Genomic DNA, 26126 nt, shown 5'->3' on the forward strand with positions numbered 1-26126 from the left:
GCACGACCAGCCTCCGCTCACAACCGCGGGCATAGTCATGAGCGAGGGTGACCGCGACTTCCGCATCCAGCCAGGGAGCATTCGTTCGACGAAGGCGCCGAGGACCAAGAGCTTCGTCAATCAGGTCCTCACCGCGGCCAAGCGCGCCGGCCACATCTCCGGCGGCGCCCCCTTAAGCAAGGCGGGAAACCGGCTCGGCCGCTCGACCTTCGGACGCGGGCGCAATGTCTTCGGACGCTCCCGCATCTTCTCCTCGCGTCGCCGCGTCGTCATCAAGGCGCGTATCGCCCGCCATCAGGGGCGGGCATTCCGTTCAGCACCGTTCTCCGCCCATGTCTCGTATCTCAAGCGCGAGGGCGTCAGCCGAGATGGAGAGAAGGGCGTGATGTTCGACGCCAACAACGATCGTGCCGAAGATCTCGCCTTCGCCAATCGCTGCAAGGACGACCGGCATCATTTCCGCTTCATCGTCTCGCCGGAGGACGCAGCCGAAATGACCGACCTCAAGGCCTTCACCCGAGATCTGGCGCGCCAGATGGAAGCCGATCTTGGTACCCGCCTCGACTGGATCGCCGTCGACCACTGGAACACCGACAACCCGCATGTGCATCTGCTCGTGCGCGGCGTCGACGAGGTCGGCGCCGACCTCGTCGTCTCTCGCGACTATATCAGCCGCGGTCTGCGCTCCCGCGCCGACGATCTCGTCGATATCGAGCTCGGCCCGAAGCCGGAGCACGAAATCCACAGCGCACTTGAAAAGGAAATCACCGCCGAGCGTTGGACGCGGATCGACCGAGAGATCCAGCGCGCAGCCGATGAGACCGGCTACGTCGATCTCAGGCCAGACCGATCCGCAACAGTTGATCCGGAGCTCCGGCGCCTCATGGTCGGCCGGCTCCAGCATATCGAGAAGTTAGGGCTCGCCATCCAGGGCAATTCTGGAGAATGGGTCGTTGGTCTCGAAGCTGAACGCACTCTGCGCGATCTCGGCATGCGCGGCGATATCATCAAGACGATGCACCGCGCCTTCACCGAGCGCGGCCAGGATCGCGGCGTTGGCGATTATGCGGTCGACGGCGGAACCTCCGGCTTGCCGATCATTGGGCGACTTGTCGATCGCGGCCTTCACGACGAGCTGACCGGCGAGGCCTACGCCGTCATCGATGGGGTCGACGGTCGTGCTCACCATGTCCGCCTCCGGGGCGTCGAAGCCTTCGATCTGGCTCCCGCAAATGGCGGCATTGTTGAAGTCCGTCACTTCAGTGGCACGCACGACCAACGCCCGACATTGGTGCTTGCGTTGCGGTCCGATCTCGACCTTCAAGCGCAGGTCACAGCACCCGGTGCTACCTGGATCGATCATCGCCTAGTCGAGCGCGATGCCATGCCGCTGTCGGAGGCCGGTTTTGGCCGCGAGGTACGCGAGGCCATGCAGGCGCGGGCCGAACTTCTCGCCGATCAAGGACGCGCCCGGCGCGACGGCCAGCGTATCATCATGCAAAGAGATCTCCTCGCCACGCTCCGCCGCCGCGAGCTCGATGCCGTCGGCGAGAAGCTTTCGGCCGAGACCGGTCTGCCGCATGTGAAAACGATAGCCGGCCAGCACGTCGAGGGCGTCGTGCGCCAGCGGCTTGCTCTCTCGTCCGGCCGCTTCGCGATGATTGATAGCGGTCTCGGCTTCCAGCTCGTGCCGTGGTCGCGCGACCTCGATCGCAAGCTCGGTCAGCATGTCGCCGGCATGACCAAGGTCAGCGGCGGCATAGAACTCACTGTCGGCCGCAAGCGCGACCTCGGCCTCTGACAACCACGGAAAGAGATCACGCATGTCAGCGACCAAAATCCTCTGGGGGCCAATCGCAGTGGTCCTTCTGATCGTGATCGCCACGACCTGGGCTGCGACCCAATATGTTGCCTGGCAGCTTGGGTATCAGGCGCAGCTCGGCACGCCCTGGTTCAAGCTCGGTGGTGTCGCGATCTACTATCCGCCCGCGTTATTCTGGTGGTGGTACTTCTTCGAAGCCTACGCACCCGAGATCTTCAACAGGGCCGCCTTCATTGCGGCCTCAGGCGGCTTCATCGCGATCGCCGTCGCCATCGGCATGTCGGTCTGGCGCGCTCGCGAGGCCAAGAACGTCCAGACCTACGGCTCTGCCAGATGGGCCCAAAGGACGGAGGTGGAGGCCGCAGGGCTTCTCGGCTCGGACGGCGTCGTGCTTGGCCGGCTCGATCACGATTATCTGCGCCATGACGGGCCCGAGCATGTGCTGTGCTTTGCGCCGACACGTTCCGGCAAGGGCGTCGGCCTTGTGGTGCCTACGCTCCTGACCTGGCCGGGCTCTGCAATCGTTCACGACATCAAGGGCGAGAACTGGCAACTCACAGCCGGCTTCCGTAACAGGCATGGTCGCGTACTGCTCTTCGATCCAACCAATCCGAAATCAGCCGCCTACAATCCCCTGCTTGAGGTTCGTCGCGGCGATTGGGAGGTGCGCGACGTGCAGAACGTTGCCGATATTCTGGTCGACCCGGAAGGTTCGCTCGACAAACGCAATCACTGGGAAAAGACCAGCCACTCCCTTCTGGTCGGTGCGATCCTGCATGTCCTCTATGCCGAGGAAGATAAAACCCTTGCCGGCGTCGCCGCCTTTCTCTCCGATCCACGCCGCCCGATCGAAGCAACGCTAGCAGCGATGATGACGACGAAGCATCTCGGCGAGGCCGGCCCGCATCCGGTTGTCGCGTCGACGGCGCGCGAGCTCCTCAACAAATCCGACAACGAACGATCCGGCGTGCTCTCTACTGCCATGTCCTTCCTCGGCCTCTATCGCGATCCGGTCATCGCGGAAGTGACTGGCCGTTGCGACTGGCGCATCGCGGATTTCACAGCCGAGGCAAAGCCGACGACGCTCTACATGGTCGTCCCGCCATCGGACATATCCCGAACAAAGCCACTGATCCGCCTCGTCCTCAACCAGATCGGCCGACGGCTCACCGAGGACCTGCACACCACGAAACGCAAGCATCGCATCCTCATGATGCTCGACGAGTTCCCAGCTCTCGGTCGCCTCGATTTCTTTGAGTCCGCGCTTGCCTTCATGGCCGGCTACGGCATCAAGAGCTTTCTCATCGCTCAGTCGCTGAATCAGATCGAAAAGGCCTACGGCGCCAACAACTCGATCCTCGACAATTGCCATGTGCGGGTGAGTTTCGCGACCAATGACGAGCGGACCGCCAAACGCGTCTCCGATGCTCTCGGCACAGCCACAGAAATGAAGGCGATGAAGAACTATGCCGGCCACAGGCTCTCGCCATGGCTCGGGCACCTGATGGTCTCGCGTTCAGAAACGGCACGGCCCCTTCTCACCCCCGGTGAAGTCATGCAACTACCACCGGCCGAAGAAATCGTCATGATCGCAGGTACGCCGCCGATACGGGCAACAAAGGCGCGCTACTATGAGGATGTGCGCTTCCGCGAACGCGTCATGGAGCCGCCGGATCCATCCGAATTGGACAGGACCAGCCGACGCGACAACTGGTCGACAGTCCTACCGCAGGATCCCCATCCCGTATCAGCAACCGCTGAAGTGCCAGACAGCGCCAATGCGGGGCTGCGCCGCGAACCGGAGCTCCCCGAACACGTGGCCATCGCAAAAGAAACCACGGATCATACGCCTGCTCAGGAGTTCGCGCATATCCTCGACGACGAGCCGGAGGACGCCGTTCGGCGTCGTCAGGCGCTGCGCCGTCAGATGAGCGGCATCGCACGCCAGGTCGCACTCGACCCAGGCGACGGTATGGAGCTCTAGGGCATGCGTGATCGGCTCAATCTCACCCTGCCGGTGGAGCTCATCGGGCGCATCAACGAGCTTGCCGATCGCAAGAAATTGCCCAGGTCGGCCATCGTAGAGGCGGCTGTCAGTTCGTTTCTGTCGCCCGATCACGCCGATGCGCGTGAAGCAGCCTTCGCACGCCGGCTCGATCGACTGTCCAGGCAAATCCAGCGGATGGAGCGCGATCTTGGCGTGACCGCGGAAACCCTCGCCCTTTTCGTGCGCTTCTGGCTTTCGATCACCCCGCCACTGCCGCCTGAGGCGCAAGCCGCGGCTCAGGCCAAGGGACGAGAGCGTTTCGAAGGCTTCGTCGAAACGCTCGGCAAGCGACTGCAGAAGGGCCAGAGTTTTCTGCGAGAGATTCCAGATGATGTTGATCAGCATCACTCGACCGAAGGCGGCCTTTAGGAGCGACCACGATGGTTGAGGCGCACTCGGATTTCGCGGAGAAAATCCAGCGAGTATCGGTCGCGTCTCGGCAATGTCCGGGCCAGGCACCAATGTACCCGAGGCCGCCCGCACCGTGCTCGACTTGATAGAAGGCAGGAAGCGCAATGCTGGAGCGGGCGTTCGCTTGGATGGTCTTGTGGCGGTTATTCGATCGGCAGCGGCTGCGCGTGCTTCACCTGCCCCAACGCGAAGCTCGATTCAATCGAGGCAACGCCTTCGAGCCGGGTGAGCGTTCGCTTGAGGAAAGCTTCGTAAGCCTCGAGGTCCTTCACGACGATCCGAAGCAGGTAGTCGCGCTGACCTGTCATCAGGTAGCATTCGACGATCTCCGGCCAGCGCTGGACGGCCCTGGCGAACCGGTCAAGTTCTTCCTCCCGCTGCCGCTCCAGCTTAATCGAGGCGAAGACGCTGATCGGCAGGCCGACCTTCACCTGGTCGACAACGGCCACGTAACTTTTGATCACGCCCATCTCTTCCAGATTCCGAACCCGGCGGGCGCAGGGCGACGGGGAGAGCCCGACTTCCCGGCTAATCTCGTCGCTCGTCGCATGCGCGTTAGATTGCAGGATTGTCAGGATTTTGCGGTCGATCGCATCGATGATTGGTTTTGCCATAGTTCGTCATATATCGGGACACTTTTCGCAAAACCAGCCAATACTTCCGCTCTCTGCAGTCAAAATTGACTGAAATCGCTGCGATCATCCAGTTATGGTCGTCACAAATTCGAGGGAGGATTTCGTGGAAAAAGATCGACTGGAGTTGCTGGCAGCACTGGAGAAAAAAGTACTGTGGCTCGCCACCTGGATGATCCACAATGCCAACCATATCCGTCCCAGCGACGATGGGCTTAAAGTTGGCGGCCACCAGTCGTCGTCGGCGTCCCTGGCGACGATCATGACGGCGCTTTATTTCGAAATCCTCCGGCCCGAGGACCGGGTGGCGGTCAAGCCGCATGCGAGTCCGGTGTTCCACGCGATCCAGTATCTGTTTGGCAACCAGACCTTGGAAAAGCTGCAGAATTTTCGCGGCTACAAGGGCGCACAATCCTATCCATCCCGCACCAAGGATGTGGACGACGTCGACTTCTCGACCGGTTCGGTCGGCCTCGGCGTTGCGCAGACGCTGTTTGCCTCGCTGGTCCAAGACTATCTGCACACCAAAGGGATGGCCAAGCAGCTGCCCGACGGAAAGATGATCGCGCTAATCGGCGACGCCGAGATGGACGAAGGCAACATCTTCGAGGCGCTTCTGGAAGGGTGGAAGCATGGCCTGCGTAACACCTGGTGGATCGTCGACTACAACAGGCAAAGCCTCGACGCGGTCGTGCGCGAGGGCCTGTGGGAACGGTTCGAATCCCTGTTTCAAAACTTCGGTTGGGATGTCGTTCTGCTCAAATACGGACAGTTGCAGGAGCAGGCTTTTGCCGAACCAGGGGGCGAAGCCCTTCGGCAATGGATCGACCGCTGCCCGAACCAGCTCTATTCGGCCTTGACGTTCCAAGGCGGCGCTGCCTGGAGGAAGCGCCTGCTCGACGATATGGGTGACCAAGGCGCGGTTTCACGGCTGATCGAGAGCCGCAGTGACGAGGAACTGTCGCAACTGATGACCAATCTCGGCGGCCACGACCTGCCGACGCTGATAGAAGCATTCGAAAAGGCCCGTACGCATGACCGCCCGGTCTGCTTCATCGCCTATACGATCAAGGGGTTCGGTCTTCCGCTCGCCGGCCACAAGGACAATCACGCCGGCCTCATGAACCCAGCGCAAGTCGACAGCCTGCGCGCCGCGCATGGTGTGCGGCCTGGCCACGAATGGGAGCCATTCGAAGGCCTTGTCCAACCGGCGGTGCAGGTAGCCAATTTTGTTCGCAAGGCGCCTTTCATAGCCAAGGGCAAGAGGCGCTATGCGTCGGCGCAAATCGACGTGCCCGAGGTATTGCAGGCGCCCGCCCAGCCTCAAATTTCGACCCAGCAGGGTTTTGGCCTGCTGATGCACGAGATCGGCAAACAGGACAGCGAGTTCGCACGGCGCATCGTCACAACCTCACCCGACGTCACTGTGTCTACAAATCTCGGCGCCTGGGTTAACCGCCGCGGCCTGTTCGCGCGAAACGAAATGGCCGACCTGTTTCGTAAGGAACGCATCCCGTCGACCTTCAACTGGGAATTCTCGCCCAAGGGCCAGCACATCGAGCTCGGCATCGCCGAGATGAATCTGTTCATCATGTTGTCGGCGCTGGGTCTTTCGCATTCGATCTTCGGCGAGCGCCTGTTGCCGGTTGGAACCCTCTACGACCCGTTCATCGAACGCGGTCTCGATGCGCTGAATTATGCCTGCTACCAGGACGCCCGCTTCATTGTCGCCGCGACGCCATCCGGCGTCACGCTGGCGCCGGAAGGTGGCGCTCACCAGTCGATAGCGACCCCACTGATCGGCATGGCGCAAGACGGGTTGGCGGCCTTCGAGCCCGCTTTTGTCGACGAACTGGCGACCATACTGCGCTTCTCCTTCGACTACATCCAACGCTCCGGCGAGGCCGTGCCGGACGAGGCAACCTGGCTCAGGGATGCCGTCGGCGGTTCGGTCTACCTCAGGCTTTCAACCCGATCCATCGACCAGGTGAACCGCCAGATCGGCCCCAGACTTTCGGAAGAGATCGTCAACGGCGGCTACTGGATGCGCAAGCCCGGCCCCAATGCCGAGGTGGTGGTCGTCTATATGGGCGCCGTCGCTCCCGAAGCGATCGAGGCGGTCGGGCTGATGGGGGAAGACAGGCGAGATGTCGGCCTGCTCGCCATTACCTCGGCCGACCGGCTCAACGCCGGATGGACTGCGGCCCAGCGGGCACGCGAACGCGGCCTGATACACGCCAGAAGCCATATCGAGCGCCTGCTCGAGGAGATACCGCCCCACTGCAGGCTGATCACAGTGGTCGATGGTCACCCCGCCACGCTGGCGTGGATCGGGTCTGTCCATGGCCACCGCATTCGGCCGCTCGGCGTCGAGCATTTCGGCCAGACGGGCACCATTGCCGATCTATACCGGCACTATGGCATCGACGCGCAGGGCATTGTACGCGCAGCGGAGGCGGTTTCCGGAGCCAAGCCGATACGGCATCTCGGCGTCGTTGCGATGTAAGTTCTACGCATCTAAGGCGGCCCGGCAGCACATGGTAATACGCCGCGAGCAGGCGACGGACGAGCGTTCCCTCATAGGCCGCTACCCATGTGCCATCCGCCAAAACAGCAATGTCGTTTCTGTTTCCGACAGATGCTTCCGCAAGTCATGAGATCGCATCATGCTGGTATCGATCACCAGATGCCTGGTCATAAGACGTAGCTCCCCGCCATTCGCCTGTATTTTCACGCTACTCTACTACGCCCCCTGAAACCTGTTGAACCTGCCTGATTTCTGGCTCTCTTAATCATCCCCGATCAGGGTCGCGCGGCGCGCCACCGGAACGAGAACGGGGACTACGTGGCGACTTCTCAACGACACTCAGAAGCATCCTCGCGCGGTGCGCGCATGCTGCGCACCGCACTGGGACCCGCGATCGCCGGGTTTCTGGAAGATCCGTCCATCGTCGAGGTGATGCTGAACCCCGATGGGCGGCTCTGGATCGATCGCCTCTCCGGCGGGCTTGAAGATACAGGTTGCACGCTCCTGGCCGCAGACGGCGAACGCATCATTCGCCTCGTCGCCCACCATGTCGGCGCCGAAGTACATTCCGGCAATCCGCGTGTTTCGGCGGAGTTGCCCGAAACGGGAGAGAGGTTCGAAGGGCTTCTGCCGCCTGTCGTCGCAGCACCCGCCTTCGCGATCCGAAAGCCGGCTGTCGCCGTCTTCACCCTCGACGACTATGTTGCAGCCGGCGTCATGACCGCGCAGCAGGCGACTGCGCTGCGTCAGGCAGTTGCGGCGCGCGCCAACATTCTGGTTGCTGGTGGCACGTCGACTGGCAAGACCACGCTCACCAATGCCCTTCTTGCGGAAGTCGCCAAGACCTCAGATCGCGTCGTCCTGATCGAGGACACGCGCGAACTGCAATGCGCCGCGCCCAATCTCGTGGCCCTTCGTACCAAAGAAGGCGTGATCTCCCTATCCGATCTCGTTCGATCGTCGCTTCGCCTGCGACCCGACCGCATTCCAATCGGCGAAGTGCGCGGCTCCGAAGCGCTAGATCTCCTCAAAGCCTGGGGCACCGGCCATCCCGGCGGCATCGGCACCCTCCATGCCGGCACTGGAATCGGCGCCCTGCGGCGCCTCGAGCAGCTCATTCAGGAAGCCGTCGTCACCGTCCCGCGCGCACTGATCGCGGAAACCATCGACCTCGTCGCGGTCCTTTCCGGGCGCGGTTCCGCCCGACGACTTGCTGAACTTGCTCGCGTCGAGGGGCTCGACCCCGGCGGCGACTATCGCATCGCCCCCATCAACTCCAACAACGAAGGAACCTCCTGATGACCCCACCCTTTTCCCAAGCCGGACGCCGTATCGCGGCATTTTGCTCGGTCACCGCCCTCGCACTCGCGGTCGCCCCTGTCGCACACGCCGCGGGCTCGTCCATGCCCTGGGAACAGCCACTGCAGCAGATCCTGCAGTCAATCGAGGGCCCGGTCGCCAAGATCATCGCCGTGATCATCATCATCGTGACCGGTCTGACGCTCGCTTTCGGCGACACCTCGGGCGGCTTCCGACGTCTGATCCAGATCGTCTTCGGCCTCTCGATCGCCTTCGCCGCATCGAGCTTCTTCCTCAGCTTCTTTAGCTTCGGCGGCGGAGCGCTTGTCTGATGGAGGAACCAGTCCCAGGCTTCAGCGCACCTGTTCATCGGGCGCTCACGGAACACATCCTGCTCGGCGGCGCCCCACGCTCGATCGCCATCCTGAACGCCACATTGGCTGCGGCCCTCGGGCTCGGCCTGCGGCTCTGGATCATTGGGATCGCGCTGGGGTTGATCGGGCACCTTGCTGCCGCCTGGGCCGCCAAGCGAGATCCGATGTTCGCCGAGGTTGTGCGCAGGCATCTGCGCATCCCCGGCCACCTCAGGGCGTGAGGTAATCGCCATGATGAACCTTGCCGAATACCGAAACCGAAATGCCCGCCTCTCGGACTTCCTGCCCTGGGCAGCGCTCGTGCGCGAGGGCGTTGTCCTCAACAAGGATGGCAGTCTCCAGCGCAGCGCCCGATTCCGCGGCCCGGATCTCGACAGTTCGGTCGCAGCTGAGTTGGTCAGCATCGCAAGCCGTCTTAACAACGCTTTCCGCCGCCTCGGCTCGGGCTGGGCGATCTTCGTCGAAGCCCAGCGTCATGCAGCCGGTGCCTATCCGGAAAGCACATTCGCAGACCCCGCCTCCGCCCTGGTCGATGCCGAACGCAAGGCCGGCTTCGAAGAGGCCGGAGCCCACTACGAGTCCTGCTATTTCCTGACCTTCACTTATCTGCCCCCAGCCGAGGACACCGCGCGCGCGGAAAGCTGGCTCTATGAAGGCAAAGCCGAAAGCGGCGTCGATCCGCACGAGATCGTCGCCGGCTTCATCGACCGCACCGACCGTGTGCTGCAACTCGTCGAAGGTTTCATGCCGGATTGCGCATGGCTCGACGATGTCGAGACTCTGTCTTATCTCCATGCCTGCATTTCGACCGAACGTCATCGAGTGCGCGTTCCCGAGACGCCGATGCATCTTGACGCGCTGCTCGCGGACCGGCCCCTCGCTGGCGGGCTCGAGCCACGTCTTGGCGACCAACATCTTCGTATTCTCACCATCGTCGGCTTTCCGACCGCGACCACGCCTGGAATCCTCGACGAGCTCAATCGTCTCGCATTCCCCTATCGTTGGTCGACCCGCGCAATCCTCCTCGACAAGGCTGACGCGACGAAGCTGCTGACCAAGATCAGGCGGCAATGGTTCGCCAAGCGCAAGTCGATCGCAGCAATCCTCAAGGAGGTGATGACCAACGAGGCTGCTGCTTTGGTCGACACAGACGCGGCCAACAAGGCTGCCGACGCCGATCTCGCCCTGCAGGAACTGGGCGCCGACTATGCCGCACAGGCTTATGTCACTGCGACGCTCACCGTCTGGGATGCCGATCCGCGTGTCGCCGACGAAAAGCTGCGGCTCGCCGAGAAGGTCATCCAGGGGCGCGACTTCACATGCACGCCCGAGACCATAAATGCCGTCGACGCCTGGCTAGGTTCGTTGCCCGGTCACGTCTACGCCAATGTGCGGCAACCGCCGCTCTCCACGGTCAATCTAGCCCACATGATCCCGCTTTCGGCTGTTTGGGCAGGACCACAAAAAGATGAGCATTTCGCAGCGCCCCCTCTGCTATACGGTAAGACCGAAGGCTCAACCCCGTTCCGTTTTTGCCTTCATGTCGGCGATGTCGGTCACACGCTGATCGTAGGCCCAACAGGTGCTGGCAAATCAGTGCTGCTCGCCCTGATGGCACTGCAGTTCCGCCGCTATCGCCATTCGCAGGTCTTCGCCTTCGATTTCGGCGGCTCGATCCGCGCCGCTACGCTCGCCATGGGCGGCGACTGGCACGATCTTGGTGGCGACCTGACTGGTGATACTGGCGAGCCGGTACAACTCCAGCCACTCGCGCGCATCCATCACGTACCGGAGCGTGCCTGGGCAGCTGACTGGATTGTCTCGATCCTGGTACGTGAAAGCGTCACGATCACGCCAGAGATCAAGGAGCATCTGTGGTCGGCACTGACCTCTCTCGCCAGTGCTCCGGTCCACGAGCGCACAATCACCGGCCTCAACGTCCTGCTCCAGTCAAATGACCTGAAACAGGCACTACGCCCCTACTGCGTCGGAGGTCCTTATGGCCGGCTACTTGACGCCGAGTTCGAGCGGATCGGCGAGACATCTATCCAGGCCTTCGAAACCGAGGGGCTGGTCGGTACGGCTGCCGCGCCTGCGGTGCTTTCTTATCTCTTTCACCGCATCGAGGACCGGCTCGACGGGTCGCCTACGCTCATCATCATCGACGAGGGTTGGCTCGCACTCGACGACGATGGCTTCTCCGGCCAGATCCGGGAGTGGCTGAAGACGTTGCGCAAAAAGAACGCCAGCGTCGTCTTCGCCACGCAATCGCTGTCCGACATCGACCGCTCCGCGATCGCGCCCGCTATCATCGAGAGCTGCCAGACCCGGTTCTTGCTGCCGAACGAACGCGCAATCGAACCGCAGATCACCGCTATCTACCGACGTTTCGGCCTCAACGATCGCCAGATCGAGATCCTAGCGCGCGCGACGCCTAAGCGCGACTACTATTGCCAGTCTAGGCAGGGCAACCGGCTCTTTGAACTCGGGCTTTCCGAGGTCGCTCTCGCGCTTTGCGCCGCATCCTCAAAAACCGACCAGACGCTGATTGCGCAGATCCTCGGTGAACATGGCCGCGACGGCTTCCTCGCCGCCTGGCTGCGCGCCCGCGGCGTCGATTGGGCGGTCGACCTCATCCCCAACCTCACCAATCTCGTCCCCCAGTATGAGAAGGAACCCACGCCATGACCACCCAACCCTCAACGCTTCGCGCCGCCTTGATTGCGGCAACGGTTCTTTCTGTGACCGGAGCGCTTTCGCCCGCGCTGACGAGCCCGGCGCACGCCTTCTTTGGTCGGATTGTCTACGATCCGACCAACTACGCACAGAACGTGCTCACCGCTGCCCGCACGCTTGAGCAGATCAACAACCAGATCAAAAGTCTCCAGAATGAAGCGCAGATGCTCATCAACCAGGCGAGGAACCTGGCGAGCCTACCGTACTCGTCTCTCCAGCAGCTTCAGCAGTCGGTCCAGAAGACGCAGCAGCTTCTCAGCCAGGCGCAGAACATCGCCTTTGACGTGCAGCAGATCGACCAGATGTTCGAACAGAAATATGGCAGCGTCTCCTTGTCGGCCTCCGATCAAGAGCTCGTCGCCAACGCGCGGACACGCTGGAAAAACACCGTGGGTGGCTTGCAGGACGCCATGCGAGTGCAGGCAGGTGCCGTGGAAAACATCGAGACCAATCGTGCCCAGATGTCGGCTCTGATCGGCCAGAGCCAGAATGCCGCCGGCGCGCTTCAGGCAACACAAGCCGGCAACCAGCTACTGGCGCTCCAGGCTCAGCAACTCGCCGATCTCACTGCAGTCATCGCTGCCAATGGCCGGGCGCAGGCACTCACCGACGCCGAACGTGCAGCCGCTGCCGAACAGGGCCGGGAGCAGCGCCGCCGCTTCCTGACCCCGGGTTCCGGCTATGAGCCCGGCAATGCCCGCATGTTCAACAATGGCAACTGACGGCCAGAGGAGAACATCGATGGATGGCAAGATGCTTGCGCGCCTCGGCGCAGTCGTGTTCGTCGCTGTCGCCGTCACGGCGACAGCGATTGAACTGACCCGGAAGCAACCAGTGCCCGCGACGGCGCCGGTGCTGGTTCTACGGCCCGAGGCCAATCAACTGCACGAGAGACAGCGCCGGTGCCAGCAGCTTGGACTGAAGGCGGCTGAAGACGTCGAATGCCTGCGCGTTTGGGCAGAAACACGCGACCTGTTCCTTGGTCGCACGCCCGTGCCTCCTGCTCCGCGAATTCAGGAAGAGCGGTGAAGCATGGGAGGCGCCGGCGTTATCGACAACTTCCTCGGAGTCTTCGCCCGTTACATCGACAGTGGGTTTGGCCTTTTGGGCGGAGAAGTCGCCTTCATCGCCACCACGCTGATCGTCATTGACGTGACGCTGGCAGCTCTGTTCTGGAGCTGGGGCGCTGACGACGACATCATGGCGCGGCTGGTCAAGAAGACACTGTTTGTCGGCGTCTTCGCCTATCTCATCTCCAACTGGAACAATCTCGCAAACATCGTCTTCGACAGTTTCGCGGGCCTCGGCCTCAAGGGCTCCGGCACGGGGTTCTCGACGGCGGACCTGATGCGCCCCGGCAAGGTGGCACAAACCGGCCTCGATGCAGCCAGGACGCTGCTTGCGTCCATCTCCGACTTGATGGGATGGGTGGCATTCTTCGAGAACTTCATCCAGATCGCCTGCCTGCTCTTCGCCTGGGCGCTCGTCATCCTCGCCTTCTTCATTCTGGCGATTCAGCTCTTCGTCACACTGATAGAATTCAAGCTGACCACCTTGGCCGGCTTCGTGCTGATCCCCTTCGGACTGTTCGGCAAGACGGCCTTCATGGCCGAACGTGTGCTCGGAAACGTTGTCTCCTCCGGCATCAAGGTGCTGGTGCTCGCCGTGATCATCGGCATCGGCTCGACATTGTTCAGCCAGTTCACGCAAGGTTTCGGCGGCCAGACCCCGAGCATCGACGACGCGATGGCTGTCGTGCTCGCTGCCCTGTCGCTGCTGGGTCTCGGCATCTTCGGTCCCGGCATTGCGTCGGGGCTTGTCAGCGGTGGACCCCAGCTTGGCGCCGGAGCGGCGGTGGGCACGGGTCTTGCGGCAGGTGGTATGACGCTGGCCGCTGCTGGTGCTGCTGGTCTTGCGGCCAAGGGGCGGCGCTGCCGCCGTCTCGGCTGGCGCGGCAGCCGTCCGTGGCGGTGCACTCGCTTCTGGCGCGGCGTCATCTGCCTATTCGCTCGCCTCCCTCGGTCAGTCCGGCGCGGCCGGTAGCGCCTCCGGACTGGGGGGCGTTGCACATGTCGCAGGCAACGCGGCGACATCGCCGCTTCGCAGGGCTGCCGCTAGCGTCAGGTCAAGCTTCGCCGACGGCGTCAAGGCCGGCTTCAGCGCGACCGGCGGCTCCTCGACCATGGGCTCGGTCGGAGGCACGGCTGAGGCTGCGCCAGCTTCCACCATCCATGCGCCCGGCTGGGCGCAGCGTATGCGTCGGTCCGGCCACATGAGCCATGCTGTCCAGACAACCGCCCACGCCATCCGCTCCGGCGACAGCCATGCCTCCGCCTCTTCCGTCAACCTTCAGACAAGTGATCGTTCATGAACCTCTTCAGGCGACCCGCCGCGCATTACGGCAAGACACCTCAACCCGAGACCCCCTATCAAAAGGCCGCGCAGGTCTGGGACGAACGCATCGGCTCGGCCCGCGTTCAGGCCAAGAATTGGCGCTACATGGCGTTTGGATCGTTGATCCTTTCCGGCGTGTTCGCCGCGGCACTCGTCTGGCAGTCGACGCGCGGGACCGTCGTGCCCTGGATCGTGCAAGTCGACAATCTCGGTCAGGCGCAAGCTGTCGTGCCGGCAAGCGCCGACTATCGGCCAACCGATCCGCAGATCGCATGGCATCTCGCCCGCTTCATCGAACAGGTCCGCTCGATCCCGGCGGACCCGATCATCGTCCGCCAGAATTGGCTGCGTGCCTATGACTGGACCACGGATCGCGGTGCTGCGGCGCTCAACGACTATGCTCGCACCAACGACCCATTCACCAAGGTCGGCAAGCAACAAATCGCGGTTGAAGTCTCCTCGGTGATCCGCGCCTCGCCAGATTCGTTCCGCGTCGCCTGGACCGAACGCCATTACGAGAGCGGGAAGCTCTCCACGACCCAGCGCTGGACTGCAATCCTGACCAACGTGATCCAGCCGCCACGCGATGCCGAAAGGCTCCGCGCCAATCCGCTCGGCATCTATGTCAATGCCATCAACTGGTCACAGGAGATGAGCCAATGAACCGGCCGACGATCCGCAGAGGCGGCAACCCGTCCTTCCGCAAATCCGTAACTCCAGTCCTTTTGCTTTCCGCCATGCTCGCGGGCTGCGCCACCAGCAAACCGCCTGTGATCAGCTACGACGCCGACGTGCCGCCCCTCCCTGCGATCCCCATGGCTGCGGCAGATGTCAAACAGAAGGCTCTCCATATCCCGCCTGCCTGGACCCCGGCACGTGGCGGTAGTGCCGCCTTGACCCCGACAGCGCGTGTCGAGAATGCCAATGCCGCCGCGCGCGTCCAGCCACGCCGCGAAGGCTATTACAATGCCATCCAGATCTATCCCTGGAGCGAAGGCGCCCTCTACCAGGTCTATGCCGCGCCCGGGCAGATCACCAACATCGCGCTCGAACTCGGCGAGAGTCTGACCGGCGCAGGCCCGATCGCCGCCGGTGACACCGCTCGCTGGATCATCGGAGACACCGAGAGCGGTAGCGGGATCACCCGGCGTACACATGTGCTGGTAAAGCCTACACGCGCCGACATCTCGACCAACCTGGTCATCACCACCGACCGGCGCACCTACATGATCGAGCTGCGTTCCGGCGAAAAGCCATATATGCCGGCGGTGGCCTGGGCCTATCCAAAGCAGCCAGCCGGACAGCGCCAAGCCATTCCGGCAACACCACTCATTCCGGCTGTCGCAGCGCGGAACTATCGCTACGGGCTTAAGGGCGACAATCCACCTTGGCGGCCTGTCGCTGTCTATGATGACGGCCGGCGCGTCTTTGTCGAGTTTCCACGCGGCATCGTGCAGGGCGAGATGCCGCCACTGTTGATCATCGGGCCGGACGGCGAAGCCCAGATCGCCAACAGCCGCATCTACCAACACGTCCTGATCGTCGATCGCCTGTTCGGCGCAGCCGAACTTCGTCTTGGCGGCGGGGATCGGCAGCAGACCGTAAGGATTGTGCGCACTGATGGAAGGCCCTCGTCATGAGTGAGACAGACAATGTCGCTCCGATGCGCCTTCGCGCCGAAACACCGCGCATCACCCGCCTGTCGCCAAAGGTCATCGTCGGCGTCGGCGTCGTCGCCTTGCTCGGCATCGGCGGTGCACTGATTTATGCGCTTCAGACGCGCGTGCCCGGCGCCGACGACCAAGAGCTCTACTCGACCGCCAATCGGCAACCCGCCGACGGTCTCGCCGGCTTGCCGCGCGACTATGCCGGCCCGATCCTCGGGCCGGCGCTACCCGGCGATCTCGGCCGGCCTATCCTCGATGCACAGAACAGGGGGCAGCCCGTGGTACCACCCACGATCATGGCACCGCCTGTCGATGAGGCGGAACAGCGCCGGCGCGCCGAGGAAGAGGCCGCACGGACGAGCACAGTCTTTTTCCAATCACGGGGAGGATCAGCCGGGACGGTCGGGAGAGGCGAACAGGAAGCGGCTTTTCCGGGCCTTGATCTGAGCGGCCAGCTTGGGCAACAGACCATGCAAGACAAACAACTGGCTTTCCTCAACGCCGCCGCCGACAGAAATACAGTGGCGCGCGACCGCGTCATGCCACCGGCATCGCCCTTCGTCCTCCAGGCTGGCGCTGTCATCCCGGCCGCACTCATAACTGGCATCAGGTCCGATCTGCCTGGACAGGTCACCGCGCAGGTGACGGAGAACGTTTACGACAGCCCAACCGGCCGCGCCCTGCTCGTGCCGCAGGGCACCCGGATCATCGGGCAGTATGACAGCAACGTCCAATTCGGTCAGCGCCGCGCACTTCTTGTCTGGAACCGGCTCATTTTTCCGAGTGGCCGTTCCATAGTTCTCGAGCGTCTGCCGGGCGCCGATACGCAAGGCTATGCCGGCCTCGAGGATGGGGTGGACTATCACTGGTGGGATCTGGCCAAGGCCGCCGGTCTCTCCACGCTGCTCGCCGCCGGCGCGGAGTTGGCGATCAACGACGAGCACCGGCTGTTGCGCGCAATTCGCGACGGAGCGCAGGATACGATCAACGATGCCGGCCAACAGATAATTCGCAGGCAGCTCACCGTCGCGCCGACGCTGACCATCCGGCCGGGTTTCCCGGTACGCGTCATCGTCACGCGTGATCTCGTGCTGGAGCCCTATGGAGCAACGCAATGACCAAGCTGAAACTACACCCCATCGCCGACGACAGGCCCGTCAAGGTAACGTTGGAGCTTCCAGCGTCGCTGCATCGCGATCTCAAGACTTATGCCGACATCCTCAGCCGCGAGAGCGGTCAGTCGGCAACCGAGCCCATCCGTCTGATCGTACCGATGCTCCAGCGCTTTATCGCGACAGATCGCGGGTTTGCGAAGGCTCGGCGGACGCCTCATCTGAATCCGTAGCGCAGGCGCAGCCTGTTGACGGCTGTTCCAGTCCGGAGACGCCACCTAGTCCTGTATGTGCGAGATTCCCGCCGCCTGTACGACGCATTGATTTTGGTCCTTCTCCTCTCGATCACAATCGCCTTCAGTCACCTCCAACGAAAAATCGAAGGAGAGATCGATGGCCCAGGAGAGGGATTTCGCGATCAAGCGGACGATTCGACGCAAGGAGCTGCGGCAGATCATACCGCTGGCCGACAGCACCATCTACGAAATGGAGCAGCGAGGGCAATTCCCCCGCCGCTTCGCCCTCACACCGAGATGCGTGGTCTGGGATCTCAGTGAGGTTCACACCTGGCTCGCAGCCCGTAGAGCCACTCCAATCCAGCGCACACCAGCGCCGGACCTCAGCAAACGGCGACCTAGATCGTCAAAATAGACAGAGCAGGCTCGTTGACACAATCGCCTGGGGCGCAGGCCCGGTCCTCGTCAACTCATGTGCCATCCACCAGCCTTGCTGATAAACGCATCCCGCTCCCTGGCCGCGTCGGGTATTTCTATCTCCAAAGCGCCGAGCAAAGCTCTGATGTTGGACGCAATCAAGTCTGCGAAGCGCTTCTCATTTTTTTCGAGAGCCTTCAGATGGCTGGCCAGCGCAAACGCAATATCTCTCGCGTATCGCTGAGCCAGGCGCCTCCGTCCCGCAGCGTTTTCGATCCCTAGCGCTTGGAAAAACGCGTCGAGCGCGCTCGGCGTAACTTCGTCGAGCGTCTTTGCCTCACCGATGCTGTAAGGCAGTTCGTCAGTCAGGCTGTCGTCCAGTCGCGTGGGCAGAATGTCGTAGCGCGGCGCCAGGCGGACACGGCCGCCCGGCTCGTAAAGGAGAGCGAAATTCTTGGCATGGCCATCGGCATTACCCACCAAGAGATCAAATATCGTGGCTTGAATGAAGGCTTCCTTGGCCCGGGCAGGGTCAACGGTCTGTTCAAGTATCTTGCGAATGCCGGAAACATCAAAACGACGGCCTTCCCTCCCTCGCCGCTCATACTTCATCGAGGCAGGCAGCCCGAGAGCCTGGGCGAAATCCTCTTGATGCAGGCGTACGACCCTGCCCAGCCTATCTCGCCCGCGGTCGAAACGGGTGACGAGAAGGGCTTCGATTCCCCCAACCGGAAGCGCTGTAGCTTCCGCCGTCTCCATACCCAATTTCCGCGACAGATCCATCGCCTCTGCCTCATACCGCGCATCACGCTTATGCCCCTGATCCGGCACCTTCAGAATGTGCGTTGTTGGCGCACCTGATCCCGGGTTCGGTTCGGCAAACCTTCCGTCCGGAAGAACTGTCAATGCGATCTTGCTTTGCACACCAGCCAGCGGAGATGGATCCTCCATTCCGGTGGGCAAACGCGTGCGATTGTGGAGTGCCTCGACAATCGCAGCGAGCCGGTCTGGTGGTATAGGGACATAGTCCCGTTCGTAGTCGCCCGGAACCTTGGCAGGCGGCGATCCCATTGGGAGGACAGAGAGAGCCCCTGCACAGTCCTTCCCGAGATGAAACAGCAGGCCAGCGATGTCGTCTCGGGCAAGCCCCTCTCGCTCCATCACTTCCGTTAGCGCGCCGTCTCGCTCCTGAAGGAGATTGTCGAAAAAGGCCCGCGCGGCAACATCGGGGTAAGGCCCCCCAACGAGCGGAAGAGACAAAGATAAGGGGGCGGCATCGGGGTTCGCGAGATAGCGTCTGTTGTATCCGAAAGCGACGGCACCCCTTTCGTCACGTACGAAGACGCCAACAGGATCATCAAAACCATCCAGCCTTACATCAAGGGCAAGAAGATCCACGTCAGTCACCTCTGCCGAGCAAAGAGCGATATGCCGGCCGTGCGGGCGACCTTCAGAACTTTGCCCAGTTCGAGAGTCGGCTTGCCGTTTTCCAGCTCGGACAGAAACCTGCGCCCGACACCCGCCAGGTCAGCGAAGCTCTGCTGCGATAGATGGCGGGTTTCGCGTGCGCGACGCACCAGCAGTCCGAGATCTGAAGGAGAGACCACCTCCAACCCTTCCGCTTCCGTGTCACGAATAGCCCGCGACGCGATCGCATTATCGTCTACCGTCGCCCTATTCTGCTGTTTATACGAATCCTGAACCGAATGCGGCAGGGAGACCCGTACACCTTGCGGCATGTCCGGAAGCTGAAGGTCGATCTTCGGCGCCACTTCGGAGCCCCCCCCAAACAGGGTATCTGCACCCTCAGACTGCAAGAGCGCCTTGGCGAGATCTGTTGCGTTTAGTTTGAGGCCATGGTCCGATGGCAACAATCCCTCCCCGAGGTTTGTGAGCGCATCTTTGGGAACGGTGAAATCAGCAAGGTGTTTCGCCAGGTCTTTAGTTGACTCAGGAAACGGGCGTGGCAGCGTGACCTGAACTGGTTCCAGCAAATCCGGGATCTGGAGGTCGATCTTGGGCGGTAGAGTTGGCAAATGCTTGTCAAAGTCGCTGGCAATCCCCAATCGCGAAAACGCCTTGACGAGATCTGTCGCGCTTAGAAATGGCGCGTTGATATCGGCAGCGTGCTTCGCCAGGTCTTGAGAGACAACCTGCCCAGCAAGCTTCGCAAGCTCCGTAGCGCTTTTGTCACTCAGAGTGGATTGAGGTTTCTTACTCGCCATATGTTTGCTCCCGATCGGGAACATAGCGACATGCCATCGATGTTTCAAGGGGAGGCTGATCCCGATCGGTATCATAGATCGAAATCAGCTCCCGAACGGGATCAGTTGGACGAAAAACGTTCACTTGAAACCACACCGCTACCGCTCGGGAGCAGGACACTCTGAAGGCGCGCATAAGACCGCACCCAGGGCTTACGGTGTTGCTGTCTAGTGGCTTTCCGCGGGGAAAAGCGGGCCCTTCACGTGGACCAGAGCAGCGAGAGCGGCGCCTCCTGAAGCTGTCGCCCCCCGAAAGTCATCCGCTTTATCGTTGCCAACGCCTTGAATGCCAACGGCCACGCCGATCTTCGATAATCACGTCGACTTCATCGCGGTCCTTTGTATCCGGCCAATTTAAAGCGAGATTACGTCCATTCTTAAGCAAGAGACCGTCAATCTTTCGCCTGCACAGAGCTGCCGGAACTGTCGGCACGAGACTTCGGCGCATTTGCTGCATCTGGTGCATCGGTGCCGGCGATAGGCGCCGATCACCGCGCGTTCAAAGAGATGGATCAGGCTCAAAGATCGGCAGCGAGGGCGGGATGAGAACAACCGCATGTCGCCGACCTTCGATCCAGGCGTCCACCATATCAGACCATTCCTGCATCATATGGCGGCGCTGCAGTTCGTACTCGGCCTTATTGTAGACGCCTCGTGACGAGCGACCATCTTCATGTGCGAGGCATTTTTCGATCCAATCGCTGTTGAAGCCCAGTTCATTGAGTAGCGTCGACCCCGTCCGCCTCAGATCGTGCACGGTGAAGGCCTCAAGGGGCAGACCGTCCTTCTTCGCCTGCTCGACGACAAGGTAGGTGACCCGATTAAATGTGGCCCGCGACATTGGCGCATCGGCATCATAGCGTGAAGGCAGCACGTAACGAGAGTTACCGGCGCAGGTCTTCAGCGCGATGAAGATGTCGAGCATCTGACGCGACAGATACACATTGTGCGCCTTGGACCGCTTCATGCGCTCCTTCGGGATCGACCAGACTGCGTTTCCGAAATCCACCTCATCCCAGGTCGCATCCTGAAGCTCGCTCTTTCGAACCATGGTCAACAGAAAGAGCTTCATTCCCAACCGAATGGTCGGAAGGGTTGCGATCTTCTCCAGGGTCTTCAACATCACACGGATTTCGGCCGGCGACAGCGAACGATCGCGTGGCACGAAATGCGCGATAGACGCGGGCCCCACTTCATCTGCGGGATTAGCGACCTTCTCCCCGTGCAGGATGGCAAAGCCATAAATCTGCTTCAGGATATCGCGCACATGGATTGCGGTCGCGGGTGCCCCTCGCTGGACAATCTTTGCGCAATGGGCACGCAGATCGTCAGGCGTGATTTCTGTGAGCAGGCGGTTTCGCCAGACAGGCAATAAATCGCGCTCGAAGATTGATCGGCGCATCGCGCGCGTGCTCTCGGCCATAGGCGCTCCTTCAAGCCACTTCACGCCCAACTCGCCGAAGCTCCTGGCCTCCTTCAGGCGCCGCTTATCGCGCTGCTTTTCCAGCGCAGGAGACCGCCCCTCGCGAACCGCCCGCCGGGCATCGAGACAAAGCTCGCGCGCTTTGGCAAGTGAAATACCATCCCGGCCGTACCTGCCGAGATAGACCGTCTCGCGCCGACCATTGATCCTGTAATCCAGGCGAAATGAGATCGCGCCGCTAGGCATGACGCGAACGTACATGCCGTCGCGGTCCGCCACCTTGTACATTTTTTGCTTTGGCCTCAATGACTTAAGGGCAACATCCGTCAACATGCGAGCACTTCCTCCGGAAAGTACCGTCAGGGGTATTTCAGAGGCTCGTGGCGAATAAATCTGTTTTAATTCAATGAGTTATTCGCCAAAAAGTACCGTCACGACCCTCGTTTCCTGTGACGGTACTTTCGAAAGTCGCGGAGCGCAATATGGGGGAGGCCCGTCAGAACGCACGACAGGTCCGTCTGCTGCCTGCCGATTGTCCTCGACAGGCCTAAACAGAATTTATCTTTTATTACAGGCAGTTAGATCGCAGCGTAGCGTACTTTTGGATACGGCCGGATGGGCCTGAATCATTCCCACTCGATCGTGCCGGGCGGCTTCGAGGTGACGTCGTAAACGACACGGTTGATGCCGCGGACCTCGTTGATGATGCGGGTGGCGGCCTGGCCGAGGAAGTTCATGTCGTAATGGTAGAAGTCGGCGGTCATGCCGTCGACCGAGGTCACCGCGCGGAGCGCGCAGACGAACTCGTAGGTACGACCGTCGCCCATGACGCCGACGGTCTGGACCGGCAGCAGCACGGCAAAGGCCTGCCAGATCGCGTCGTAGAGGCCGGCCTTGCGGATCTCGTCGAGATAGATCGCATCGGCCTCGCGCAGGATTTCGAGCTTCTCGCGGCTGATGCCGCCGGGGCAACGGATGGCGAGGCCCGGTCCGGGGAACGGATGGCGGCCGATGAAGCTGTCCGGCAGGCCGAGTTCCTTGCCAAGCACGCGGACCTCGTCCTTGAACAGCTCGCGCAGCGGCTCGACCAGCTTCATGTTCATGCGCTCGGGCAGGCCACCGACATTGTGGTGCGACTTGATGGTCACCGAGGGACCGCCGGTGAATGAGACGCTCTCGATGACGTCGGGGTAAAGCGTGCCTTGGGCGAGGAAGTCGGCGCCGCCGAGCTTCTTGGCCTCTTCCTCGAACACTTCGATGAACAGGCGGCCGATGGTCTTGCGCTTCTTTTCCGGATCGGACTCGCCTTCGAGCGCCGAGATGAAGCGGTCGGAGGCGTCGACGAGGATCAGCGGCAGATTGTAGTGCTCGCGGAACATGGCGACGACGTCGGCCGCCTCGTTCTTGCGCATCAGGCCGTGGTCAACAAGGATGCAGGTCAGCTGGTCGCCGACGGCCTCGTGGATCAAGAGTGCCGCGACCGAGGAGTCGACGCCGCCCGAAAGGGCGCAGATGACCTTCTTGTCGCCGACCTGCTGGCGGATCGCCTCGACGGCATGCGCGCGATAGGCGTGCATGGTCCAGTCGCTCTCGATGCCCGCGATGTTGTGAACGAAGTTGCGCAGCAGCTTGGCGCCGTCGGGCGTGTGCACGACCTCGGGGTGGAACTGGACGGCATAGAAGTTGCGGCTCTCATCGGCGATGGCGGCGAATGGCGCGCCATTCGAGGTGCCGATGACGCGGAAGCCCTCGGGGATCTCGGTGACGCGGTCGCCGTGGCTCATCCACACCTGATGGCGGGTGCCCTTGGCCCAGACGCCCTCGAACAGCGGGCTGTCGTCCTGGATCTCAAGAAAGGCGCGGCCGAATTCGCGGTGATGGCCTGCCTCGACCTTGCCGCCGAGCTGGGCGCACATGGTCTGCTCGCCATAGCAGATGCCGAGCACCGGGATGCCGGCCGAAAAGACGGCTTCAGGGGCGCGCGGGCTGCCGATGTCGACGGTGGAATGCGGGCTGCCCGAGAGGATCACCGCCTTGGGGTTGATCCGCTTGAAGGCTTCTGCGGCCGACTGGAAGGGCACGATCTCGGAATAGACCCCGGCCTCTCGCACGCGACGCGCAATGAGCTGCGTCACCTGGCTGCCGAAGTCGATGATGAGGACGGTTTCGGGGTGCTCGGAGTTCTTCATGGCGGGCGTTTAAAGAAAGAATCACGTCTGTGCAATGGGCTCGATTGCATGGGTGACAAGTGCGCTGTGCAATGCCCGGCCCAGCCCGCCGAGCCTATCATCGGGCTTGCGGTTCAGCGAGGGCGCGCAACGCTGCCATCAAGGCATCGAAGCCGCCCTCACCCAGATGCTGCCGGTAACGCTTTTCGATGTCGAGCTTGATGGCGTCGCCGTCGTCGAGCGCGGCAAGGCCTTTTGCGGTGTAGAGAACCAGCTTGCCGCGCTTGTCCTCAAGATCGGGCGCGCGCTCGATGACGCCCTCCGCCTCCAGCCCGTCGAGCAGTTGCTGCACCGCCTGCTTGGAGATGCCAGCGCGTTCGATGAGCGCTGCCTGCCTGGTGCCGCGGCGCGCGATGTGGCCGAGCAGGCCGGCGCGGCTTTCGCTGAACCAGCCATGGCCGGCCGCGCGCATCGCCTCGGCGAACTCGGCCTGCCAGGCGCGGCTCGCCTGCCAAAGGCGCCAGCCGACATGGTCGGGCAGCGGCTTCACTGCATTTTCGTCAAGCTGCTTGACCATTTTTCCAATCGCGCATATCGTCAAGAACCTTGACCAACTGGATAGCAAGAGGAAACGAAGATGGCAATTCTCGATCAGGCCGCCCTGAAGGTGCTGATTTCAGGCACGACCCATGTGCTCGACCGCAACGGCAAGGAGGCCTATGTCTATTTCGAAACCGGCGATGTGGCGCACATGCTGCTCGACGACGGCGAGACACGCACGGGAACATGGGCGCTCGCCGAGGGCGGCTATGTCGTCGACTGGGACAATGGGGTGACCGGCCGCTGGGCGCTCGACCACGAGGCCGGTGAAATCACTTACGTGAACAGGGACCGCGACGTCAAAGTGCGGCTTGCGGGTGTCCTGTTCGGCAACGCCAAGGGCCTGCCGCGCGCTGCCTAAGGTCTCAACTCGCCGCTCGAAATGGCGCGGCCGAGCAGGTTGACGGCATGCGCCAGCTTCTCGTCGACGACGTGGAGATATTCGGTCCAGTCGTCGACATGGCCGATGTCGGCGGCACCGTCGGAGATGCCGCGCAGGCCGATGAGCGGCACGCCGAACATCTGGCAGGCGCGCAGCACGGCAAAGGTCTCCATGTCGACCATGTCCTCCGGGATCGCATCATAGGCGCTGCCCGAAATGATGGTGCCACCGGTGGATAGGGTCGCCTCCCGGACACCGGGAATGCGCAGCGGCAAGGCCAGGGTGGCCGGCAGATCGAGGAAAGGTGTGGCGCCCTTTTCGAAGCCGAGCGCCGAGGCATCCATGTCACGATAGGCAACCGACACCGCCTGGTAGACCTCGGTCTGCTCCAGCTTGCGGCTGCCGGCCGAACCAAGGCAGACGACGAGATCGGGCAGGCCGTTGCAGGCAGCGAGCCGAGACAATTCGGCGCCGACAACGATGCCTGATTCAACCGGACCGACGCCGGTCATCAGCGGTTCGAACAGCGTGCGCAAATGCGGGCCATATTCGGCATCGACGGCCATGACGAACAGGACGTTGCGGCCGGAGAATTGGGCAACAGGCACGGTTTCAGCCCTCGATGCCGTCGCGGCCGGCAACGGCCATCATCGTTCCGGTCATGGTGGCGATCAGCTTGGCCTCGCCGTCGGCTGATATGGCATAGGCCTGACCGTCGGCGACGACGATGGTGCGGCCCGGCTTGGTGACGGAGCCGCGGAACAGGAAGCGCTCGCCCTTGCCGGGTGCCAGCAGATTGACCTTGAACTCGATGGTCAGCACGCTCGAATTCTCGGGCATCAGCGAAAAGGCGGCGTATCCGCAGGCGGAATCGAGAGCGGTGGAAATAACGCCGGCATGCAGGAAGCCATGCTGCTGGGTCAGCTCTCCGGAATAAGGCATCTCGATCTCGACGATGCCTGGAGTGACCAGCGTCAGTTCGGCGCCGATGGTGCGCATCGCGCTCTGGCGCGCGAAGGACGACCTGACGCGCTCGTCATAGTCGGCCGCGGGTACGATCTTGGCTGCCATATCGGATGTCCTCTTGGCTTCGCTTATCGCAAAGCCGGCAAAAGCTGGCAACCGGAAATGCTGCAGTGCAAAACTGAAATCAGTTCAACCACCAAAGCGCAGCATTGAGCAAGGCGGCGAAGGCGACCCAGGCGACATAAGGCGCAAACAGCCAGGCTGCGACACGGTCCGATTTCGCCGCAGTCGCCATGAAGCCGAGGATGGCGGCAAGCAAGGCCAGGATGACCAGCAGGGCCAGGCCCATCTGCTGCAGTCCGAAGAAGGTCGGCGACCACAGGAAATTGAGCACCAATTGAGCAACCCACAGGCGCATCGCAGCGCCATGAGGATCGCTGGACCAGACGCGCCAGCCGGCGAGCGCAATCAGGACATACAGCACCGACCAGACCGGGCCGAAAATCCAGTTTGGCGGATTGAAGAACGGCTTGGCGAGCCCGGCATACCATTCGCCCGGCAGCGTCAGATAGCCAATGAGCAAGCCGCCGCCGAAGACGACGACGATGAAACCGAGCAAGGCGACGTATCTGTTCATGCGACCTCCTGC

General features: G+C 62.1%; 25 protein-coding genes and 1 pseudogene. 17 read left to right on the forward strand and 9 right to left on the reverse strand.

Annotation, left to right across the window (positions count from 1 at the left end; genetic code table 11):
- The first annotated feature begins 37 nt into the window (after positions 1–37).
- Genes H5P29_RS26645 through H5P29_RS26655 form a run of 3 tightly spaced genes read left to right on the forward strand, consistent with a single transcriptional unit; the run spans position 38 to position 4238 of the window.
- The gene (locus H5P29_RS26645; protein ID WP_154385363.1) at positions 38–1801 is read left to right on the forward strand and encodes a DUF3363 domain-containing protein; all 1764 of its coding nucleotides are present in this window, start codon (positions 38–40) and stop codon (positions 1799–1801) included.
- A gap of 22 nt (positions 1802–1823) precedes the next feature.
- Positions 1824–3806 (forward strand): conjugal transfer protein TraG, encoded by a 1983-nt coding sequence (locus H5P29_RS26650; RefSeq protein ID WP_154385362.1) that lies wholly within the window; start codon positions 1824–1826, stop codon positions 3804–3806.
- Positions 3807–3809: 3 nt separating this feature from the next.
- Complete coding sequence (locus tag H5P29_RS26655; protein WP_154385361.1) at positions 3810–4238, forward strand: ribbon-helix-helix protein, CopG family; 429 nt, start codon at positions 3810–3812, stop codon at positions 4236–4238.
- Positions 4239–4423: 185 nt separating this feature from the next.
- Here the strand turns inward: H5P29_RS26655 and H5P29_RS26660 are convergent, their stop codons facing one another.
- Complete coding sequence (locus H5P29_RS26660) at positions 4424–4894, reverse strand: Lrp/AsnC family transcriptional regulator (protein ID WP_067965088.1); 471 nt, start codon at positions 4892–4894, stop codon at positions 4424–4426.
- A 190-nt stretch (positions 4895–5084) separates the two neighbouring features.
- On the opposite strand from H5P29_RS26660, the gene H5P29_RS26665 reads away from it, so the two are divergent.
- The 13 genes and pseudogenes from H5P29_RS26665 to H5P29_RS26725 all read left to right on the forward strand — a co-directional run bounded on the left by H5P29_RS26665 (position 5085) and on the right by H5P29_RS26725 (position 17672).
- Positions 5085–7418, forward strand: a complete 2334-nt coding sequence (locus H5P29_RS26665) for a transketolase (RefSeq protein WP_246670782.1) — start codon at positions 5085–5087, stop codon at positions 7416–7418.
- Between the two features lie 387 nt (positions 7419–7805).
- Positions 7806–8738: a P-type conjugative transfer ATPase TrbB gene (gene trbB / locus H5P29_RS26670; RefSeq protein WP_154385359.1), complete on the forward strand. Its 933-nt coding sequence runs from the start codon at positions 7806–7808 to the stop codon at positions 8736–8738.
- Positions 8738–9070: a TrbC/VirB2 family protein gene (locus tag H5P29_RS26675; RefSeq protein WP_067965093.1), complete on the forward strand. Its 333-nt coding sequence runs from the start codon at positions 8738–8740 to the stop codon at positions 9068–9070. The genes trbB and H5P29_RS26675 overlap by 1 nt, the downstream gene beginning before the upstream one ends.
- Positions 9070–9333 carry a VirB3 family type IV secretion system protein gene (locus tag H5P29_RS26680; RefSeq protein WP_067965095.1) on the forward strand — a complete coding sequence of 88 codons (264 nt, stop codon included), beginning with the start codon at positions 9070–9072 and terminating at the stop codon, positions 9331–9333. Before H5P29_RS26675 ends, H5P29_RS26680 begins: the two co-directional genes overlap by 1 nt.
- A 10-nt stretch (positions 9334–9343) precedes the next feature.
- Entirely contained in the window at positions 9344–11800 is a 2457-nt protein-coding gene (gene trbE, locus H5P29_RS26685; RefSeq protein WP_067965097.1) for a conjugal transfer protein TrbE, read from the forward strand.
- Entirely contained in the window at positions 11797–12570 is a 774-nt protein-coding gene (gene trbJ, locus H5P29_RS26690) for a P-type conjugative transfer protein TrbJ (protein ID WP_067965099.1), read from the forward strand. Before trbE ends, trbJ begins: the two co-directional genes overlap by 4 nt.
- A gap of 19 nt (positions 12571–12589) precedes the next feature.
- Positions 12590–12877, forward strand: coding sequence for a putative entry exclusion protein TrbK-alt (trbK-alt, locus tag H5P29_RS26695; RefSeq protein WP_067967030.1), 288 nt, complete (start codon positions 12590–12592; stop codon positions 12875–12877).
- Positions 12878–12880: 3 nt separating this feature from the next.
- Positions 12881–14219 (forward strand): annotated as a pseudogene (gene trbL / locus H5P29_RS26700) (P-type conjugative transfer protein TrbL).
- The gene (trbF, locus tag H5P29_RS26705; RefSeq protein ID WP_154385358.1) at positions 14216–14905 is read left to right on the forward strand and encodes a conjugal transfer protein TrbF; all 690 of its coding nucleotides are present in this window, start codon (positions 14216–14218) and stop codon (positions 14903–14905) included. The pseudogene trbL and the gene trbF overlap by 4 nt, the downstream one beginning before the upstream one ends.
- Positions 14902–15882: a P-type conjugative transfer protein TrbG gene (trbG, locus tag H5P29_RS26710; protein WP_067965104.1), complete on the forward strand. Its 981-nt coding sequence runs from the start codon at positions 14902–14904 to the stop codon at positions 15880–15882. The genes trbF and trbG overlap by 4 nt, the downstream gene beginning before the upstream one ends.
- Entirely contained in the window at positions 15879–17027 is a 1149-nt protein-coding gene (locus tag H5P29_RS26715; protein ID WP_154385357.1) for a TrbI/VirB10 family protein, read from the forward strand. The genes trbG and H5P29_RS26715 overlap by 4 nt, the downstream gene beginning before the upstream one ends.
- Positions 17024–17254, forward strand: a complete 231-nt coding sequence (locus H5P29_RS26720) for a DUF2274 domain-containing protein (RefSeq protein ID WP_067965108.1) — start codon at positions 17024–17026, stop codon at positions 17252–17254. The genes H5P29_RS26715 and H5P29_RS26720 overlap by 4 nt, the downstream gene beginning before the upstream one ends.
- A 160-nt stretch (positions 17255–17414) precedes the next feature.
- Positions 17415–17672 (forward strand): AlpA family transcriptional regulator, encoded by a 258-nt coding sequence (locus H5P29_RS26725; RefSeq protein WP_083948686.1) that lies wholly within the window; start codon positions 17415–17417, stop codon positions 17670–17672.
- A 50-nt stretch (positions 17673–17722) separates the two neighbouring features.
- On the opposite strand, the gene H5P29_RS26730 is transcribed toward H5P29_RS26725, so the two are convergent.
- From H5P29_RS26730 to H5P29_RS26750, 5 genes are all read right to left on the reverse strand, one after another.
- Entirely contained in the window at positions 17723–19072 is a 1350-nt protein-coding gene (locus tag H5P29_RS26730; RefSeq protein WP_154385356.1) for a HipA domain-containing protein, read from the reverse strand.
- 5 nt (positions 19073–19077) lie between these two features.
- Positions 19078–19899: a helix-turn-helix transcriptional regulator gene (locus H5P29_RS32730; RefSeq protein ID WP_246670774.1), complete on the reverse strand. Its 822-nt coding sequence runs from the start codon at positions 19897–19899 to the stop codon at positions 19078–19080.
- A 538-nt stretch (positions 19900–20437) separates the two neighbouring features.
- On the reverse strand, positions 20438–21694 hold the full coding sequence (locus H5P29_RS26740) for a site-specific integrase (protein ID WP_067965111.1): 1257 nt from the start codon (positions 21692–21694) through the stop codon (positions 20438–20440).
- A 293-nt stretch (positions 21695–21987) separates the two neighbouring features.
- Positions 21988–23550 carry a glutamine-hydrolyzing GMP synthase gene (guaA, locus tag H5P29_RS26745; RefSeq protein WP_067965113.1) on the reverse strand — a complete coding sequence of 521 codons (1563 nt, stop codon included), beginning with the start codon at positions 23548–23550 and terminating at the stop codon, positions 21988–21990.
- A gap of 97 nt (positions 23551–23647) precedes the next feature.
- On the reverse strand, positions 23648–24106 hold the full coding sequence (locus H5P29_RS26750; protein ID WP_067965115.1) for a MarR family winged helix-turn-helix transcriptional regulator: 459 nt from the start codon (positions 24104–24106) through the stop codon (positions 23648–23650).
- 60 nt (positions 24107–24166) lie between these two features.
- Between H5P29_RS26750 and H5P29_RS26755 the strand changes: the two genes are divergently transcribed.
- Positions 24167–24490 carry a hypothetical protein gene (locus H5P29_RS26755; RefSeq protein ID WP_067965117.1) on the forward strand — a complete coding sequence of 108 codons (324 nt, stop codon included), beginning with the start codon at positions 24167–24169 and terminating at the stop codon, positions 24488–24490.
- On the opposite strand, the gene H5P29_RS26760 is transcribed toward H5P29_RS26755, so the two are convergent.
- The 3 genes from H5P29_RS26760 to H5P29_RS26770 form a co-directional block, all read right to left on the reverse strand.
- On the reverse strand, positions 24487–25077 hold the full coding sequence (locus H5P29_RS26760; RefSeq protein ID WP_067967034.1) for a 5'-methylthioadenosine/S-adenosylhomocysteine nucleosidase: 591 nt from the start codon (positions 25075–25077) through the stop codon (positions 24487–24489). The two genes, H5P29_RS26755 and H5P29_RS26760, sit on opposite strands and share 4 nt — an antisense overlap.
- Positions 25078–25123: 46 nt before the next feature.
- Positions 25124–25582: a PaaI family thioesterase gene (locus H5P29_RS26765; protein WP_067965119.1), complete on the reverse strand. Its 459-nt coding sequence runs from the start codon at positions 25580–25582 to the stop codon at positions 25124–25126.
- A gap of 79 nt (positions 25583–25661) precedes the next feature.
- On the reverse strand, positions 25662–26114 hold the full coding sequence (locus tag H5P29_RS26770; RefSeq protein ID WP_154385355.1) for a TspO/MBR family protein: 453 nt from the start codon (positions 26112–26114) through the stop codon (positions 25662–25664).
- Positions 26115–26126: the final 12 nt, after the last annotated feature.

Origin of the sequence: Aminobacter sp. MDW-2 (assembly GCF_014250155.1) — a bacterium.
Taxonomy (GTDB): Bacteria; Pseudomonadota; Alphaproteobacteria; order Rhizobiales; family Rhizobiaceae; genus Aminobacter; species Aminobacter ciceronei.

What these genes read in the sequence shown, in the direction of transcription:
- H5P29_RS26645 (WP_154385363.1), top strand. Translation starts at nt 38, where the DNA reads ATGAGCGAGGGTGACCGCGACTTCCGCATCCAGCCAGGGAGCATTCGT.
- H5P29_RS26650 (WP_154385362.1), top strand. Translation starts at nt 1,824, where the DNA reads ATGTCAGCGACCAAAATCCTCTGGGGGCCAATCGCAGTGGTCCTTCTG.
- H5P29_RS26655 (WP_154385361.1), top strand. Translation starts at nt 3,810, where the DNA reads ATGCGTGATCGGCTCAATCTCACCCTGCCGGTGGAGCTCATCGGGCGC.
- H5P29_RS26660 (WP_067965088.1), bottom strand. Translation starts at nt 4,894, where the DNA reads ATGGCAAAACCAATCATCGATGCGATCGACCGCAAAATCCTGACAATC.
- H5P29_RS26665 (WP_246670782.1), top strand. Translation starts at nt 5,085, where the DNA reads ATGATCCACAATGCCAACCATATCCGTCCCAGCGACGATGGGCTTAAA.
- trbB (WP_154385359.1), top strand. Translation starts at nt 7,806, where the DNA reads ATGCTGCGCACCGCACTGGGACCCGCGATCGCCGGGTTTCTGGAAGAT.
- H5P29_RS26675 (WP_067965093.1), top strand. Translation starts at nt 8,738, where the DNA reads ATGACCCCACCCTTTTCCCAAGCCGGACGCCGTATCGCGGCATTTTGC.
- H5P29_RS26680 (WP_067965095.1), top strand. Translation starts at nt 9,070, where the DNA reads ATGGAGGAACCAGTCCCAGGCTTCAGCGCACCTGTTCATCGGGCGCTC.
- trbE (WP_067965097.1), top strand. Translation starts at nt 9,344, where the DNA reads ATGATGAACCTTGCCGAATACCGAAACCGAAATGCCCGCCTCTCGGAC.
- trbJ (WP_067965099.1), top strand. Translation starts at nt 11,797, where the DNA reads ATGACCACCCAACCCTCAACGCTTCGCGCCGCCTTGATTGCGGCAACG.
- trbK-alt (WP_067967030.1), top strand. Translation starts at nt 12,590, where the DNA reads ATGGATGGCAAGATGCTTGCGCGCCTCGGCGCAGTCGTGTTCGTCGCT.
- trbF (WP_154385358.1), top strand. Translation starts at nt 14,216, where the DNA reads ATGAACCTCTTCAGGCGACCCGCCGCGCATTACGGCAAGACACCTCAA.
- trbG (WP_067965104.1), top strand. Translation starts at nt 14,902, where the DNA reads ATGAACCGGCCGACGATCCGCAGAGGCGGCAACCCGTCCTTCCGCAAA.
- H5P29_RS26715 (WP_154385357.1), top strand. Translation starts at nt 15,879, where the DNA reads ATGAGTGAGACAGACAATGTCGCTCCGATGCGCCTTCGCGCCGAAACA.
- H5P29_RS26720 (WP_067965108.1), top strand. Translation starts at nt 17,024, where the DNA reads ATGACCAAGCTGAAACTACACCCCATCGCCGACGACAGGCCCGTCAAG.
- H5P29_RS26725 (WP_083948686.1), top strand. Translation starts at nt 17,415, where the DNA reads ATGGCCCAGGAGAGGGATTTCGCGATCAAGCGGACGATTCGACGCAAG.
- H5P29_RS32730 (WP_246670774.1), bottom strand. Translation starts at nt 19,899, where the DNA reads ATGGCGAGTAAGAAACCTCAATCCACTCTGAGTGACAAAAGCGCTACG.
- H5P29_RS26740 (WP_067965111.1), bottom strand. Translation starts at nt 21,694, where the DNA reads ATGTTGACGGATGTTGCCCTTAAGTCATTGAGGCCAAAGCAAAAAATG.
- guaA (WP_067965113.1), bottom strand. Translation starts at nt 23,550, where the DNA reads ATGAAGAACTCCGAGCACCCCGAAACCGTCCTCATCATCGACTTCGGC.
- H5P29_RS26750 (WP_067965115.1), bottom strand. Translation starts at nt 24,106, where the DNA reads ATGGTCAAGCAGCTTGACGAAAATGCAGTGAAGCCGCTGCCCGACCAT.
- H5P29_RS26755 (WP_067965117.1), top strand. Translation starts at nt 24,167, where the DNA reads ATGGCAATTCTCGATCAGGCCGCCCTGAAGGTGCTGATTTCAGGCACG.
- H5P29_RS26760 (WP_067967034.1), bottom strand. Translation starts at nt 25,077, where the DNA reads ATGGCCGTCGATGCCGAATATGGCCCGCATTTGCGCACGCTGTTCGAA.
- H5P29_RS26765 (WP_067965119.1), bottom strand. Translation starts at nt 25,582, where the DNA reads ATGGCAGCCAAGATCGTACCCGCGGCCGACTATGACGAGCGCGTCAGG.
- H5P29_RS26770 (WP_154385355.1), bottom strand. Translation starts at nt 26,114, where the DNA reads ATGAACAGATACGTCGCCTTGCTCGGTTTCATCGTCGTCGTCTTCGGC.